Below are 14,613 nucleotides of genomic sequence, written 5' to 3'. Positions count from 1 at the left end.
GTCGGTACGGTCCGATCCGCGCGGCGCGTGCTCACTCGCCGCGCAGCGCGAGCGCCGGGTCGATGCGCGCGGCGCGGCGTGCCGGCCACCAGCAGGCAAGGAGACAGGTCGTCAGCAGGACCGCGACGCTGACCGCGAACGCCGCCGGCAGATGCTCGGCGCCGGCGTCGCGCTGCAGGCCCAGCCGTTCGAACGCGAGCAGGCCGAGCGCGCCGAGCGCGACGCCGGCCGCCGCCAGCGCGCCGGCGCCGCCGAGGACGCGCAGCCGCACGCGCAGCGGCGAGGCGCCGAGCGCAAAGCGCAGCGCCAGCTCGCCGGTGCGCCGCGCGATCAGATAGGCGGTGATCGCGCCGATGCCGACCGCGGCGATCAGCGCCGCGGCGAGCGCGAACAGCGCGACCACCACCGCCTGCAGGCGCGGGCCCGCGGTCGACAGCGCGACCGCCTCGTCCATCGTGCGCACGTCGTAGAGCGGACGCTCCGGCATCACGCGTGCGGCGCGCTCGCGGATCGCCGCGACCACCGTGGACGGATCGCTCTCGGTACGCACGGCCAGCGTCATCGTCTCCCACAGATACCAGGTGATCGGCATGTAGACCGTCGGCGACGCACCGGCGGCGACGTTGCGCTGATAGGTGTCCTCGGCGACGCCGACCACCTCGCGGCGCTGGCCGTTGCCCATCGTGACGATGCGGCCGACGACGTCGATGCTGCCGAAGACCCGTTCGGCGACGCTGCGGCCGAGGATGATGTGATCGGTCGGCTCGTCCTCGCGCGCGAATGCGCGCCCGGCCAGCAGCGGCACGCCGAAGGTCTCGAAGTACGACGCGTCGACGATGCGCCAGGACGCCTGGACGCGGCGTTCGGGCGGCGAGACCTCGGCCGGCATCGGCCCCGGCGCGACTTCCGACTGCGTGTCGACCGTGCCGAGCGGCGCCTCGCTGACGATCGTCGCGCTGCGCACGCCGGGGATCGCCTGCGCCTCGTCGGCCAGCGTCGCCAGCGCGCGCCGCTGGGCGTCGAAGGCCTCCGGGCCGTCGAGCCGCGGCAGCGCGATGCGCACCGTCAGCAGGCGCTCGGTGGCATAGCCCAGTTCGGCATGCGCGAGCGTCCAGAGCCGGCCGCCGAGCGCCAGCGCGCCGCTCAGCAGCACGGTCGCGATCGCGAACTGCACCACCACCAGTCCGGCGCGCAGCGGCGCGCTGCGCCGGCCGAGCGCGTTGCGCGCCCGGTTCAGCGCGGCGGTCGGTGCCGCGCGCGCGGCGATCGCGGCCGGAATCGCCGCGAACGCCAGCGCGGTGATCGCGCAGGCCGCCAGCGCGGTGGCCGCGACGCGCGGGTCGATCGCCAGCGTCGCCAGCCGCGGCTGGCTCGCCTGCAGCGTCTGCGTGGCCAGCCGCAGCAGGGCGGCGGCCAGCGGCAGCGCGAGGGCGGCGCCGGCGGCGACCAGCAGGGCGGTCTCGGCGACGACGTCCAGGCGCAGCCGCGCGCGGCCGGCGCCAAGCGCCTGGCGGACCCCGAGCTCGTGCTGGCGATCGGCGGCGCGCGCGATCTGCAGGCCGGCCAGATTGCTGCAGGTCACCAGCAGCAGCAGGCCGACCGCGCCGAGCAGCATCCACAGCCGCGTGCGCTCGTCGGCGCCGACCAGCTGCTCGCGCAGCGGCGCGACGGTGGCGGCCCAATCCGCATTGCTCGGCGGGAACTGGCGTGCCAGCTCGGCGCTGATCGCATCCATCTCGGCCTGGGCCTGCGCGCGGCTGGCGCCGGGCGCGAGCCGCGCGACGACGTCGAGCCGGCGGTCGCCGCGGTTGTCCTGCTCGCGCGGCGTGAACTCGATCGGCAGCCACAGCGCGGCATCGGTCGCGATGCCGACGTCGTCGGGCATCACGCCAACGATCGTCCGCTCGCGGCCCTCGACGATCAGGCTGCGGCCGAGCACCGAGGGATCGGCGGCGTAGCGGTCGCGCCAGACCGATGCGGCGATCAGCAGCGCCGAGGCGCGGTCGCCCTCATCGTCGAGCAGGCTGCGGCCGAGCAGCGGCGCCACGCCGAGCACCGCGGCCAGCTGCGGCGTCGCCAGCAGCGCGTCGAGGCGGTCGGCGCCGTCGCTGCCGCGCACGCTGACGCCGCGGCGCTTGTAGGCGGCCATCGATTCGAACGAGCGGGCCGCTTCGCGCCAGGAGCGGAAGTCCGGCTCGGAGACCGCGAAGCCGGTGACGCCGCGTGCATCGTTGCGGCCCGAGATCGCCATCAGCGTGGTCTCGTCGGCGACCGGCAGCGGTTCGAGCAGCACGCGGTGCAGCAGCGCGTAGACGGTGACGACCGATGCCACGCCAAGGGTGAGCGTCGCCAGCGCGGCCAATGCGTAGCCGCGGTTGCCGGGGCGGCGCAGCCTCCGCCAGGCGGCGATCGTCGAATGCAGCATGGCTCGGCTCCGGTTCGTCGGGTGACGAAGAAGGAGCAAGCACCATGCCATGGCGGCGATTCGGCCGGAATGGCCCCCGGGCGCGAGGCGGGCGTCCGCGAACGGACGGTCCGGCGTTCGCCGCCGTACGCTTTCGCGCCGGCGGATCGGCCGGATACCGCGATCGCGGCGGCGCGGAAACGTCTAGACTGCGCGCCCATGCACACTACCCTGATCGTCGTCGACGACTTCCTGGACGGCGCCGAGCAGCTGCGCGAGGCCGCCCTTAAGCTGACCTATCCGGAGCAGGACGGCGCGTTCCCGGGCCGCAACTCGCTCGAACGCATCACCCTGCCGGGATTGTCCCAGCAGGTCTCGCGCCTGGTCGGCGAACCGGTGCGGCCGATCTCGCCGCTGCAGTCGCATGCCAAGTGCCGGATCAGTCTGGCCGCCGACCAGGGCCGCGCCAAGGTCCACATCGACAAGGCCTACTGGTCCGGCATCCTGTACCTCAGCCGGCCCGAGGACTGCTACGGCGGCACCGAGTTCTTCCGGCACCGGCGCACCGGCACCGATCGCGGACCGATCAACGCCGCCGAGCTGGCCGCGATGGGCTATGCGTCGATCGACGCGATGCACCGCGACATCATCGAGCGCGACGGCATGAACGACAGCCAGTGGGAACTGACCCAGCAGGTGCCGATGCGCTTCAACCGCCTGGTCCTGCTGCGACCGTGGCTGTGGCACACGGCCGGCCCGGCTTTCGGCGATTCGCTCGAGAACGGCCGGCTGGTCTATCTGATGTTCTTCGGTGCCGGGCCGGAATGAACGCGCGGCCGCCGCCGGCGCTCAGATCCGCGCGATCAGCAGCTCGGCGCGCTGGCTGAGCGCGGTGACCTCGGCCGGCGTGACGGCCTTGCCGAGCACGCGCCGGTACTCGGGCAGCAGATCGAGCAGGGCATCCTTCGAATAGCAGCGCTCGATCTTCAGCGTGAACAGAAACGCGCGCAGGCCCAGATGCGCGACCACGCTGTCGTTGATGAACTGGCGCGCCTGTGCGATCGGCGATTCGGGCTCGCTCGCGCCGGACTGCGTAGCGGCGGCCCGGCCCGATACGGTGGCGGCGGGTGCCGCCGGCGTACCGGCGACGTCGATCAGATCGGCCGTCGCCAGCTCGGCCAGCAGCATGTCGACGTCGCCGAGCGAACCGAAGCGCTCGCGGATCTCGCGCACGGTCTGCTCGCCGTTGATCGCGATCAGCAGCATGCGCTGCCGCGCGCCGAGCGCATGCCGGCGATCGGCGATCTCGCTGCGGCCACTGGCGGTCTTGACCGGTACGGCGGTGTCGAGCATGCGCATCCCCTCCTCGGCGGCGATCATGCTAGACCGCCGTTCGCCCGGCAATGCGTGACGCAGTTCCGCCGGCGCGGCGGTCGCTGCCCGGCGCGGCCGGTCAGGCCGCGTAGAGGCGGCCGATCCGTGCGACCAGCGCGTCCAGGTCGCCGCGCGCCGCATTGCTCAGCAGCACCACGGTGACATCCTCGTCGAGCATCCGGAACAGCTGGCCCTGCGCGCCCATGATCCGGCCCGGGCGCTTGGCGACGCGCGAGCGGCGCTGGCCGATCTTGATCGTGTACGACCACAGGCCGTAGCCGTAGTCGTCCAGGCCCGGCTTCAGCATCAGCGCCAGCGCCGGCGGGCCGATCACGCGGCCGCCGAACAGCGCGTCGGCGAAGGCGAGCAGATCGCCGACGGTCGAGTACATCGCGCCGGCGGCATACCAGTTTTCGGGATAGGCCGGCAGGTCGTTGACGAAGGCGGACAGGTCGTCGCGATAGAAATAGCCGGTCGCGAGCCGTTCGATCACGTCGGACTGGCGCAGCAGGCCGGTGTCGGCCAAGCCGAGCGGCTCGAGGATGCGGCCGGCCAGCACCGCCTCGAACGGCCGGCCGTGCAGGCGCTCGATCAGCGCGCCGAGCACGATGTAGTCGCCATTGTTGTAGTCGAACGCGGTTCCCGGCGCCGCGACCGGCGCGCCGCTGCAGGCGCGTTCGAACAGCTGCGCGCGCGTCATCGGCCGCTGGTAGGCCGGCAGGCCCTCGCTGAGCGCGCGCTCGAGGCTGTTGCCGGCGTCGAAGTTCGGCAGGCCGGCGGTGTGGTTCAGCAGATGATGCGCGGTGATCGCGGCGGTGCCCTCGCGGCGGAACTCCGGCAGATACGCCACGACCGGCCGGTGCAGGTCGAGCTGGCCGCGCTCGTGCAGATCCAGGATCAGCGTCGCCGTGAACGTCTTGGTGATCGAGGCGATCGGATGGCGCATGCGCAGCGTGTTGGCGACCGCGAACGCGCGGCTGGCCAGCCCGAAGCTGCGTGCATAGACGACCTCGCCGCGGCTGCGCACCAGGATCGAGCCGCTGAAGTCGCCTTCGGCCGCCAGGGCGGCGATCGGATCGCCGTCGCGTTCGGCCGGTCCGGCCTCGGCGGCGCCGAGCGTGAGCGCCGCCGGTGCCGCCAGGGCCAGTCCGATCAGGCGCCGCCGCGCCGTTGATGCGGGTAAGGATTGGTCGCGCGTCTGCATCGGGGCCACCTCGCCATCACGCCGCAGGTCGCGGCGCAGACGCAGATACGCAGACGATGCGGGCGGTTGCGCCGACCCGCCGCGTTCAGTACTGCCGGTCCTCGGCGACGAAGCGGCCGTCGACGACCGGCAGGCGCCGGCCGGCCGCGTCGCGCAGCTGGAAGCGGAAGCGGCCCTCGATGACCTTGCCGCGGGCCGCCGTGACCTCGAACAGCTGGTCGTCGCTGGACGTGTCGAGCGGGTACTCGGCCTCGGGCGCCTCGCCGAACGGCCGCGTGCCGTAGACGTAGCGGACATCGCAGGTGCTGCGCGAGAACGCCGCGGCGTCGAGGCGGAACGGCTGGCCCGGCACGAAGCCGTCGCAGACGATCGACAGCCGGTCGATGCGGGTCTTCGGCGGCGGATAGGCGCTGGCGCCGGCGGTGGATGCGCTCAGCGTGAAGCGGCTGCCGATCGGGATCAGCGTGATGCCGTCGTCGTCGCTGGTGAAGACGGCATCGCCGACGCGTGCACTGAACTGCTGCGGCGTATCGGCGGACACCGCCGCGGCGGCCCCCAGCAAGACGAGGGCGAGCAAAGGAGCGAGGCGGGCAGCGGTCATGTGCGTCTCCTGATGGGATGCTTCGGATACGCAGCGCGGCGCGCATCCGGGACATCGCGGCAGCGTGGCCGTGCGGCCCGCGCGCCGCGGTGCCGCGCCGCCGGCACCGGCCGGCGGCGACGCTGCCGCACGTTCAGTCCTGCGGCTCGAAATCGTCGGCGAGCAGGGTGTCCCAGGACTGGTTCTCGTAGGCGCCCGGATCGAGCGCCGCATAGCGCAGGCGCGGCCGGCCGTCGAGGTCGGCATCACCGAGCGGAAAGATCGGGATCAGGCCGCGCCCGCGATCGAGCAGCGGCGAGTCGTCGGCGAGACGGAAGTCCGCCGGGCCGACGAAGCGCGGCTCGTCCTCGATCGCTGCCGACACCTGTGGTGCGATATTGCCGCTGCTGACCGGAATGCGGCTGTGGTCGAAGGCGGCGCTGCCGCTGCCGAGCCCGATCACGGCGAGGCCTTCGATCGACACGTCCGACAGCGCGTTGTCGGCGAACACGCTGTTGACGACGCCCATATGCGCGCCCGCGCCGAGGGCGCCGCCGATGCCGCAGCCGCGCGTACCCTGGCCCGGGCAGCGGCCGCCGACGAAGGTGCTGTTGACGATCAGCACCGAATACGCGGTCTCGCCGCCGAGCACCGTGATCGCGGCATGGCCGTAAGCGGACTCGGGCGATTCGTTGTTCGCGAACAGCGAATTGGCGATCCGCAGCAGGCCCTTCTTCAGATACAGATGGGCGCCGCCGCCGAAATAGCCGCGGCTGCCGGTGACCGCGACGTTGTCGAGCCAGATCTCGACCGGCCCCTCGCTGTTGGACTGCAGCGCCAGGCCGCCGCCGCGCGTGAAGCCGGCGCCGAGGCCGTCGCGCACGCTCAGATGCGCCAGCGCGAAGCGCGGGGCCGTCGCCGGCGGCACCTTGGGGTTGTAGAACAGATTGAACACCTGGCGCTCGCCGAGGCCGTCGAGCACGGTGTCGCCGGCGCGCTGCGACGTGCGCGCGCACGGCACGCCGGCCTCGTCGATCCAGCCGCCGCTGAGTTCGAGCCAGCCGGAGGTCGCGGCCGGGTAGGTGAAGGTCTGCGTCGCGGCATAGGTGCCGGCGCGCAGACGGATCTGGTCGTCGGCCGCGGACGCCGCCGCGGCGCCGAGCGCCTGCCGCAGCTCGTCGGCCGTGCCGACGCAGTAGACGTCGGCCCAGCCGGGGCGCGGTACCGCGAGCGCGGCGGCACAGGCGGCGACGGCGACTGCCCGATGGATGGCATGCATGATCGATCCTCGTGTAAGGGCCGTGGAAACGGGTGGGTGCGGCGCGGACCACGGCGGCATCCGGTGCGCTGTGCCGCCGTCGGCGCTCCCACTACGGATCGAATACGCAATGGCGGGACGGTTCCTGTCATGCAGCGGCGATCGGTCGGCGTCCATGCGTCGTAGACTGGCGCCGTCTGACGGGAACGCAGTGCGCTGGGGAGAGCATGAGCGGAAGTGGTCGCGGCACGCGCGGGGCGGACCGGATCAGGCGCGGCGGGGACGCTGCGGCGGCGCGCGGCGGCGTGTTCGCCGAGATCCTCGCGCAGGTATCCGGCGAAGCGGCGCAGGGCGAGGATCTGCCGGCGATCCTGCAGCGCATCGTCGACTGCCTCGCCGCACGGCTGCCGGTCGCGATCGCCAGCATCATCCTGCTCGACGGTGACGGCGGCCATTTCGTCCAGGAGGTCTGGGCCGGTCGCATCGACCTTGCGCTGCCGGGCACGCTGCCCTGGCCGGTGACGGTCGGCGCCGCCGGCCGCTGCGCGCGCAGCGGCCGCGCCCAGCTGATCGCCGACGTGCGGCGCGATCCGGACTACGTGCCGGGTCATCGCGACGTGCGGTCCGAATACCTGGTGCCGATCCGACACCGCGACCGCCTGCACGGCGTGCTCAATCTCGAGAGCACGCAGGCCGGCTTCTTCACGGCCGGGGTGCGCCGCATGTTCGACGCGGTCGCCGCGCAGATCGCCGGCACGATCCATCTGGCGCGCGTCGTGCTCGAGCTCGAACAGGCCAATCGCAAGCTGCGGCAGCTATCGATGAGCGACGGGCTGACTGGCATCGCCAACCGCCGCTGCTTCGACGCGCACCTCGACGAGGCCTGGTGCCGGCACGCGCGCGAGCGCTGCTGGCTGGCCCTGCTGCTGGTCGACGCGGACTGCTTCAAGCGGCTCAACGACGCCTGCGGACACCTCTACGGCGACGAATGCCTGCGCGAGGTCGCACGAGTGTGCGAGCAGGTCTTCGCCGGCACCGAGGCTCTGGTCGCGCGCTACGGCGGCGAGGAGTTCGCGATCGTGCTGCCGGGCGCCGATGCGGGCGAGGCGCGCCGGTTCGGCGACCGGCTGTGCCGGCAGGTGCGCTCGCGCGGACTGGCCCATCCGGCGTCGCCGGTCGCACCGTGGCTGACCGTCAGCGTCGGCGTCGCGGCGGTACGGCCGCATGGTGCGGGGCTGCCGAGCAGCCTGATCGCGGTCGCCGATCGCGCGCTGTACGCGGCCAAGGCGCGCGGCCGCGATCGCGTCGTCGCGCGGACTGCGCAGCGGTCGCGCCGGCACGCTGCGCTCGATGCTTGAACCGGTGCAGCCTCAGGCCGCGCGCCACTGCGCTGTCGCTGCCACGACGCCTCCATGCGCGGCGCATGCTGCCCTGCGGCGAGCGCGACCGCGCCAGGCTGGCGCACAATGCCGCTCCCCACACGAGGAACGGCCATGCCCAAATTCGTCATCGAACGTGAACTGCCCGGCGCCGGCCAGCTGTCGGCGCAGGACCTGCAGGCGATCTCGCAGAAGTCCTGCGGCGTGCTCGGCGAGATGGGGCCGCAGATCCAGTGGCTGCACAGCTACGTCACCGACGACAAGATCTACTGCCTCTACATCGCGCCGGACGAGGCGACGGTGCGCGAGCACGCCAGCCGTGGCGGCTTTCCGGCCAACAGCGTCGCGCGCGTGCGCAGCGTGATCGATCCGACCACGTCCGAGTGAGCCCCCGCGCGCGGCGCGCGACCCGTCGCGCTCAGCCGACGCTGCCGGTGATCGGCAGCACGATGCCGGTGATGTAGCTCGAGCACGCCGGTGCGGCCAGGAACACGTAGGCCGGCGCGATCTCCTCCGGCTGCGCCGGCCGGTGCATGTCGGTGTCCTGGCCGAACTTGGCCACTTCCTCGGCCGGCCGGTCGGCCGGATTGAGCGGCGTCCAGACCGGTCCCGGCGCGACCGCGTTGACGCGGATGCCGCGGTCGATCACGTTGCTGGCGAGCGACTTGGTCAGCGCATGGATCGCGCCCTTGGTCGCCGAGTAGTCGAGCAGCTGGCTGCTGCCGGCGATGCCGGTCACCGAGCCGGTATTGATGATCGAACCGCCCTTGGGCAGATGCGGCAGGGCCGCCTTGGCCATCTGGAAGTAGCCGTAGAGATTGGTGCGCACGGTCAGATCGAAGTGCTCGAGGCTGAGCGCCTCGATCGACTCGGCGTGTTCCTGGAACGCCGCGTTGTTGACCAGAACGTCGAGCCGGCCGAACCTGTCGAGCGTGCGCTTGACCGCTTTCTCGCAGAACGCCATCTCGGTGACGTCGCCGCGCAGGCGCAGGCAGCGGCGGCCTTCGCGTTCGACGCTGGCGGCGGTCGCGTCGGCATCGGCGTCCTCGCACAGATAGGCGATCGCGACGTCGGCGCCTTCGCGCGCGAACAGCACGGCGACGGCGCGGCCGATGCCTGAGTCGCCGCCGGTGATCAGCGCGACGCGGCCTTCGAGCTTGCCGCTGCCGCGATAGTCCGGCGCATCGAAGCGCGGCGCCGGACTCAGATCGGACTCCCTGCCGGGCTTGCGCAGATGCTGCTCCGGCAGCGGATTGGCCGGCTGGCGGCGCGGCCCGGCCTGGACCGGCTTGGGCGGCTTGCCGGCACCCTTCTTCGCCGCCTTGCCGGTGCTCGGCTTGCGCTGGTCGGTCTTGTCCTGGATGCGCCGTTGTTCGGCGGCAGTGGCACGGGTGCGCGAGGCGGCGGAACGGGCAGGGGACATGGCATCTCTCCGGTGGCGACGTGAAGGCGTCGGTCCGTCGCGCGAATGCGTCGCCCTGATGCCGGGCGCCGCGCGTCGGCCGCACTGGCGAGGACTGTGCCTGCGTCCGTCGCGCTGGGCCGTGAATGCGGCGCCGGTCGCGGCGCGGCGTTCATCACCGATTGCGCAGCGGCACCACCGCACGCGAACGGAAGGCGGGCTGTTCCGGCCGCGCCTGCAGCTGCGCGGGCCCGGCGGCGCGGCCGCTGTCCGGCTGCGGCTGCTGTGGGGTCATCGCGCGCCGGGTGCGGCAGCTCAGGTCGGCCTCGCACGCGCGTTCGAGTCCGGCGACGATCTGCGCGGTCTCGGCACCCGGCACGACCTGTCCGAAGTCCGGACCGGCTCCGTCGCGCTTCGCAGCCGCCTCGGCGGCGCTGACGACGTCGATGCCCCAGACCGTGGCCGCGATCGCGACGCGTTCGCCGGTCAGCTCGTTGGCCCAGTGCACGCCGGTGATCGGCACCACGTCCTGCTCCGGCATCGGCTCGTCGTAGAAGCCGAGATCGCTGAGGCAGCGATACAGCGCCTGCAGATCGATCTCGGCCTCGAGCGTCTGTCCGGGGGCGGTCAGCGCCGGCGTCTCGAAGCCGCAGTGGACCTGCGTGTCCTCGGCGTCGATGAACGCGACCTCGGCGCCCGGGAACAGCGCCGACTCGGCGATCGGCCAGTTCCAGCGGCTGATGCCGCCCGGGCTGGTCGGCGTCGAGAACTCGAACGGCGAGCCGTCGTGCAGATAGCCGGCGTGGTAGAGATGCACGAAGGCCATGCGCGGCTTGCCGCCCCAGTCGGCGGTCGTCCACAGGAAATGGCTGAGCGTCCACAGCTGATCGGGCGTCGAGCCGAACACCGCATCGAGGCGCGAATGGAAGCGCACGACGTGAGGACGCTCCGGATCGTTGAGCGCGCCGACCGGGCCGCCGTTGCCGCGCGCGGCGGCCGCGCCGATCGACAGGAAAGGGATCGCGTACGGACCGACCGGGTTGTCGTGCAGATGGCTCAGCGCCAGATGGAAGCGCCAGTACAGGCCGTCGGCGAGGCTCAAGGCCGGCGATGCGGCGAAGCCCATGACGCCGGTGCCCGGCAGCGCGCGCGGCAGCGACTGGTCCGGCGGACCGGAGTTGCCGGGCGCGATCCACGGCTCGTTGTTGAGCAGCAGCAGCCAGTGCCGCGGCGAGAGCGGTGCCAGCCCCGGGAAGCGATAGGCGTTGCTGCGCGCGAACACGTCCGGACCGGCGAAGCACGGCACCAGCAGGCCCGGCGTGCCGTCCGGCCACAGGCACGGATGCACGATCGTCAGCGGGTTGGCCGCGGTGCCCTCGTCGGGTGCCACGTAGTCGGTCCGGACCTGGGCCAGCCGGACGTCCGGGTCGTGCAGGCCCTCGGCGAGGGCGCTGCTCGCAATTGCGAGCGAAAGGGCACACAGGCCGGCTCGGCGCATGGCAGGAACCTCGCGGCGATGGTGAACCGAACCTAGCCGAGCGCAGCTTAAGCCGAGCCGAAGGCGGGCGGGGCGGCGGCGTGCCGGGGACCGCTCAGGCCGGCGCCGGCGGCTTGGCGGGCGGCAGCGACCAGTCGCGCCATTTCGACCAGGCCAGCAGGCCGAAATAGAACACGCCGAACGCGATCACCGTATGCGGCCGGTCGACCCAGAGGCCGCCGCCGGGCAGGCCGAGCTGGGGCACGACCTCCGCACCGAGGCCGAGCCGCGGCAGCGGCAGCAGCGTCGTCGCGAACACGCCGCCGAGATACGCGATCGTCGCCAGTCCCTGCTCGGACTGCATGCGGCGCAGGCGCTGCGGTGCACTGCGGCTGCAGTCGAGCGCGATCGTCGCCTTGCCGACCAGCAGCCAGGCGAAGGCCGCGAACGGCCACCAGGCCTTGAACGCGAGCGCGAACGCGGCGACGAACAGGCCGTAGAACAGCGTGAAGCCGAGCAGCGTCGCGAGGCGGCGTGCGGTCGACGCCGTACTCAGCACGGCCGAACCGAGGAACACCGAGGCGTGCACGAGGATGAACTCGACCAGCATCACCAGCATCGCGTTGCGCACGCCGCCGCGACCGAGCCACAGCGGCGCGATCCACAGCGACAGGAAGATCGCCGCGGTGATCGAGTCGGGCAGGGCGGCGGCGAGGCGCGCGGCCGGCGGCTGCATGAGGCGCGCGCCGGCCACGTTCAGCCGCCGCTGCGGCCGGCGGCGTCCGGCTCGCCGGTTCCGGCCGGTACCGCAGGCGGCAGCGCGGCCCGCAGTTCGGCGGTGCCGGACGGGTCGAGCGCGATGCGGCCGTCGCGGTCGATCGTGAAGGCGGCCGCATAGGTCGGGCGGTGCGCCTGCTCGTCGCCGGTCTGCTCGATCACCGCGAAGCGGTCGGCACGCAGCAGATTCGCGTCGCGCCGATAGTGCGCGCGGTCGGCGCCGATCAGCACGGTGTCGCGCAGACGGCCGTCGGCGCCGGTCGTGAACAGCAGATCGTAGCGCCCGCCTGCCGTTTCCGGGCCGGTCTCGATGCGCAGCAGCCAGATGCCGCGATCGGCAGCCGAATCGAGGCGGACCAGCCGGCCGCGCGCCAGCGGCGGCGGGCCCAGTCGCAGATCGGCGTCCTCGCCGGGCAGCCGCTGCGCCGCTGCGGCATCGGCATCGTAGGCCTGCGGCGCCGCGAAACGGGTGGCGCCGAGCACGCCGGCGATGCAGTCGCGGCCGCTCGCGTCGAGCGGCGCGCCGGCCAGCTCGCGCGCGTGCAGCGAGGTCCACGGCAGGACCGGAGGATCGGCCGCGGCGCGGGTCAGGCAGTCGGTGGGGGTGGTCGCGGCCGGCGGCGCCGGGCGTTCACAGGCGGACAGACTCAGTGCGCTCAGGACGGCGATCGCCCATCCCGGGCGCGGACACGCAGGCATCGGCTACTCCGGTGCGACGAAGGGCCGCGGATCATAGCGCCGCGATCGCCGCTGCGTCGTGGCGGACGTCGCAGCGCGGGCGCGGCCGCGGCGCCCCGTCTCAGGCGGGTGCGGCCGAGGCGCGTTCGCGCTGTTGCAGCGCCCAGAGCTGGGCGTAGCGGCCGCCGCGCGCGAGCAGCTCGGCATGGCTGCCGCTTTCGACGATGCGGCCGTGATCGAGCACGATGATGCGGTCGGCGTGGACGATCGTCGACAGCCGGTGCGCGATGATCAGCGTCGTGCGTTCGCGCGCGATCGCGGCGAGTTCGGCCTGGATCGACTTCTCGGTACGCGTGTCGAGCGCGCTGGTCGCCTCGTCGAAGACCAGGATCGAGGGGTTCTTGAGCACGGTCCGTGCGATCGCGACGCGCTGTTTCTCGCCGCCGGACAGCTTCAGTCCGCGCTCGCCGACCGGGGTGTCGTAGCCGTCCGGCAGCGATGCGACGAAATCATGGATGTGCGCCGAACGCGCCGCCGCGACGACCTCCTCGCGCGTCGCGTCGGGGCGTCCGTAGGCGATGTTGTAGTAGATGCTGTCGTTGAACAGCACGGTGTCCTGCGGGACGATGCCGATCGCGCGGCGCAGCGAGTCCTGCGTGACCGCGCGGATGTCCTGGCCGTCGATCGTGATGCGCCCGCCGGTCGGGTCGTAGAAGCGGAACAGCAGGCGCGCCAGCGTCGACTTGCCGGCGCCGCTGGTGCCGACCACGGCCACCGTGTGGCCGGCCGGGATCGTGAAATCGACGTCGTGCAGGATCGGCCGCGCCGCCTCGTAGCCGAAGTCCACGTGCTCGAAGCGCACCTCGGCGCCGCGCACCGCCAGCGCCGGCGCGCCGGGCAGGTCGCCGACCTCCTGCGGTTCGGCGATCAGCTCGAACATGCGCTCGATGTTGACCAGCGCCTGCTTGACCTCGCGGTAGACCATGCCGAGGTAGTTCAGCGGCACCGACAGCTGCAGCAGGAACGCGTTGACCAGGACCAGATCGCCCAGGCTCATCGTGCCGGCCACCACGCCGGCCGCGGCGCGCCACAGCAGCAGGGTCAGGCCGATGCCGACGATCGCCGACTGGCCGACGTTGAGCAGGGCCAGCGTCTTCAGGCTCTTGACGGTCGCGTTCTCGTAGCCGATCAGGCTGGCGTCGTAGCGGCGCAGCTCGTGCTGCTCGTTGCCGAAGTACTTGACGGTCTCGTAGTTCAGCAGCGAATCGACCGCGCGCGCGTTGGCTTCGGTGTCCGAGTCCTTGGCTGCGCGGTAGTAGCGGATTCGCCATTCGGTGACCGCGAACGTGTAGGCGATGTAGGCGCCCAGCGTCGACAGCGTGATCAGCGCGAACGTCCAGTCGTAGCGCACGATCAGGAAGCTGCAGACCAGGGTGACCTCGAGCAGGGTCGGCAGGATCGTGTACAGCGTCCAGTCGAGCAGGTCCGACACCGCGGTCATGCCGCGCTCGACGTCGCGCGCGACCGCGCCGGTGCGGCGGCCCAGGTGGAAGCGCAGGCTCAGCGCGTGCAGATGTTCGAACGCGCGCAGCGTGAGCTGCCGCGAGGTGCGCGCCAGCACGCGCGCGAACACCACTTGGCGCAGCTCCTGGAACAGCGTCGTGGCCAGGCGCAGCGCGCCGTAGCCGATCAGCAGGCCGAGCGGCACCGCCAGTGGCGCCGGCGTGCGGTCGAGCGTATCGACCAGTTGCTTGAGCAGCAGCGGCACACCGATCGCGGCGAGCTTGGCCGCGACCAGGAACGCCAGCGCGACGCCGACGCGGCGCCGGTGCGTCCAGACCTCCGGCCAGAGCCGGCGGGCTACGTCGAGCACGCCGCCGGGTGCGTTCATCGCTCCTCGGCCGCCGCGCGTCGGCGGCGGGTCGCGCACGGGGCGCTCGCAGAGATCGGGAACAAGGCGTGAGTCATCGCTGGCCGCTCGCGGAGCCGTTCCAGATGGAGGCATCCCCGGAGGAGTCAACCGCGCAGCCGCGGACCATCCGGGTGGAACGTGCCGAAATCGCCGGCACCGCGAAGCGAG

Annotated in this window: 13 protein-coding genes; 3 read left to right on the top strand and 10 right to left on the bottom strand. The window is 72.6% G+C overall.

What is annotated here, in order from left to right:
• Positions 1-31 precede the first annotated feature (31 nt).
• Entirely contained in the window at positions 32-2,425 is a 2,394-nt protein-coding gene (locus tag VMR06_RS10225; protein WP_325375845.1) for an ADOP family duplicated permease, read from the bottom strand.
• A gap of 198 nt (positions 2,426-2,623) precedes the next feature.
• Here VMR06_RS10225 and VMR06_RS10220 point away from each other — a divergent pair, with 198 nt between their 5' ends.
• Positions 2,624-3,232 (top strand): DUF6445 family protein, encoded by a 609-nt coding sequence (locus VMR06_RS10220; protein ID WP_325375843.1) that lies wholly within the window; start codon positions 2,624-2,626, stop codon positions 3,230-3,232.
• A gap of 21 nt (positions 3,233-3,253) precedes the next feature.
• On the opposite strand, the gene VMR06_RS10215 is transcribed toward VMR06_RS10220, so the two are convergent.
• From VMR06_RS10215 to VMR06_RS10200, 4 genes are all read right to left on the bottom strand, one after another.
• Complete coding sequence (locus VMR06_RS10215; protein WP_325375841.1) at positions 3,254-3,757, bottom strand: hypothetical protein; 504 nt, start codon at positions 3,755-3,757, stop codon at positions 3,254-3,256.
• 100 nt (positions 3,758-3,857) lie between these two features.
• The gene (locus tag VMR06_RS10210; protein ID WP_325375839.1) at positions 3,858-4,982 is read right to left on the bottom strand and encodes a serine hydrolase domain-containing protein; all 1,125 of its coding nucleotides are present in this window, start codon (positions 4,980-4,982) and stop codon (positions 3,858-3,860) included.
• An 85-nt stretch (positions 4,983-5,067) separates the two neighbouring features.
• Positions 5,068-5,583 carry a hypothetical protein gene (locus tag VMR06_RS10205; RefSeq protein ID WP_325375837.1) on the bottom strand — a complete coding sequence of 172 codons (516 nt, stop codon included), beginning with the start codon at positions 5,581-5,583 and terminating at the stop codon, positions 5,068-5,070.
• Between the two features lie 133 nt (positions 5,584-5,716).
• Positions 5,717-6,841, bottom strand: a complete 1,125-nt coding sequence (locus tag VMR06_RS10200; RefSeq protein WP_325375835.1) for a hypothetical protein — start codon at positions 6,839-6,841, stop codon at positions 5,717-5,719.
• Positions 6,842-7,125: 284 nt separating this feature from the next.
• Here VMR06_RS10200 and VMR06_RS10195 point away from each other — a divergent pair, with 284 nt between their 5' ends.
• Together VMR06_RS10195 and VMR06_RS10190 are read left to right on the top strand one after the other, a co-directional pair.
• On the top strand, positions 7,126-8,178 hold the full coding sequence (locus tag VMR06_RS10195; protein ID WP_325375833.1) for a diguanylate cyclase domain-containing protein: 1,053 nt from the start codon (positions 7,126-7,128) through the stop codon (positions 8,176-8,178).
• Between the two features lie 135 nt (positions 8,179-8,313).
• Positions 8,314-8,586, top strand: a complete 273-nt coding sequence (locus VMR06_RS10190) for a DUF4242 domain-containing protein (protein ID WP_325375831.1) — start codon at positions 8,314-8,316, stop codon at positions 8,584-8,586.
• Between the two features lie 31 nt (positions 8,587-8,617).
• Here the strand turns inward: VMR06_RS10190 and VMR06_RS10185 are convergent, their stop codons facing one another.
• From VMR06_RS10185 to VMR06_RS10165, 5 genes are all read right to left on the bottom strand, one after another.
• Positions 8,618-9,622: an SDR family oxidoreductase gene (locus VMR06_RS10185; RefSeq protein WP_325375829.1), complete on the bottom strand. Its 1,005-nt coding sequence runs from the start codon at positions 9,620-9,622 to the stop codon at positions 8,618-8,620.
• Positions 9,623-9,776: 154 nt separating this feature from the next.
• A complete protein-coding gene (locus VMR06_RS10180) occupies positions 9,777-11,099 on the bottom strand; it encodes a hypothetical protein (RefSeq protein ID WP_325375827.1) in 1,323 nt (440 codons plus the stop codon).
• Between the two features lie 94 nt (positions 11,100-11,193).
• Positions 11,194-11,814 (bottom strand): hypothetical protein, encoded by a 621-nt coding sequence (locus tag VMR06_RS10175; protein WP_325375825.1) that lies wholly within the window; start codon positions 11,812-11,814, stop codon positions 11,194-11,196.
• 20 nt (positions 11,815-11,834) lie between these two features.
• Positions 11,835-12,554, bottom strand: coding sequence for a hypothetical protein (locus VMR06_RS10170; RefSeq protein ID WP_325375823.1), 720 nt, complete (start codon positions 12,552-12,554; stop codon positions 11,835-11,837).
• A gap of 100 nt (positions 12,555-12,654) precedes the next feature.
• A complete protein-coding gene (locus VMR06_RS10165) occupies positions 12,655-14,424 on the bottom strand; it encodes an ABC transporter ATP-binding protein/permease (protein ID WP_325375821.1) in 1,770 nt (589 codons plus the stop codon).
• Positions 14,425-14,613 lie beyond the last annotated feature (189 nt).

Source organism: Dokdonella sp., assembly GCF_035511235.1.
Lineage (GTDB): Bacteria > Pseudomonadota > Gammaproteobacteria > Xanthomonadales > Rhodanobacteraceae > Dokdonella.
The sequence above is the reverse complement of the archived record's forward strand: the minus strand, read 5'-3'. Positions and strand labels throughout refer to the sequence as shown.

Excerpts from the sequence above, each read along its gene's own strand:
- VMR06_RS10185 (WP_325375829.1), bottom strand. The coding sequence starts at position 9,622 with ATGTCCCCTGCCCGTTCCGCCGCCTCGCGCACCCGTGCCACTGCCGCC.
- VMR06_RS10215 (WP_325375841.1), bottom strand. The coding sequence starts at position 3,757 with ATGCTCGACACCGCCGTACCGGTCAAGACCGCCAGTGGCCGCAGCGAG.
- VMR06_RS10190 (WP_325375831.1), top strand. The coding sequence starts at position 8,314 with ATGCCCAAATTCGTCATCGAACGTGAACTGCCCGGCGCCGGCCAGCTG.
- VMR06_RS10180 (WP_325375827.1), bottom strand. The coding sequence starts at position 11,099 with ATGCGCCGAGCCGGCCTGTGTGCCCTTTCGCTCGCAATTGCGAGCAGC.
- VMR06_RS10210 (WP_325375839.1), bottom strand. The coding sequence starts at position 4,982 with ATGCAGACGCGCGACCAATCCTTACCCGCATCAACGGCGCGGCGGCGC.
- VMR06_RS10170 (WP_325375823.1), bottom strand. The coding sequence starts at position 12,554 with ATGCCTGCGTGTCCGCGCCCGGGATGGGCGATCGCCGTCCTGAGCGCA.
- VMR06_RS10225 (WP_325375845.1), bottom strand. The coding sequence starts at position 2,425 with ATGCTGCATTCGACGATCGCCGCCTGGCGGAGGCTGCGCCGCCCCGGC.
- VMR06_RS10205 (WP_325375837.1), bottom strand. The coding sequence starts at position 5,583 with ATGACCGCTGCCCGCCTCGCTCCTTTGCTCGCCCTCGTCTTGCTGGGG.
- VMR06_RS10165 (WP_325375821.1), bottom strand. The coding sequence starts at position 14,424 with ATGAACGCACCCGGCGGCGTGCTCGACGTAGCCCGCCGGCTCTGGCCG.
- VMR06_RS10200 (WP_325375835.1), bottom strand. The coding sequence starts at position 6,841 with ATGCATGCCATCCATCGGGCAGTCGCCGTCGCCGCCTGTGCCGCCGCG.
- VMR06_RS10175 (WP_325375825.1), bottom strand. The coding sequence starts at position 11,814 with ATGCAGCCGCCGGCCGCGCGCCTCGCCGCCGCCCTGCCCGACTCGATC.
- VMR06_RS10220 (WP_325375843.1), top strand. The coding sequence starts at position 2,624 with ATGCACACTACCCTGATCGTCGTCGACGACTTCCTGGACGGCGCCGAG.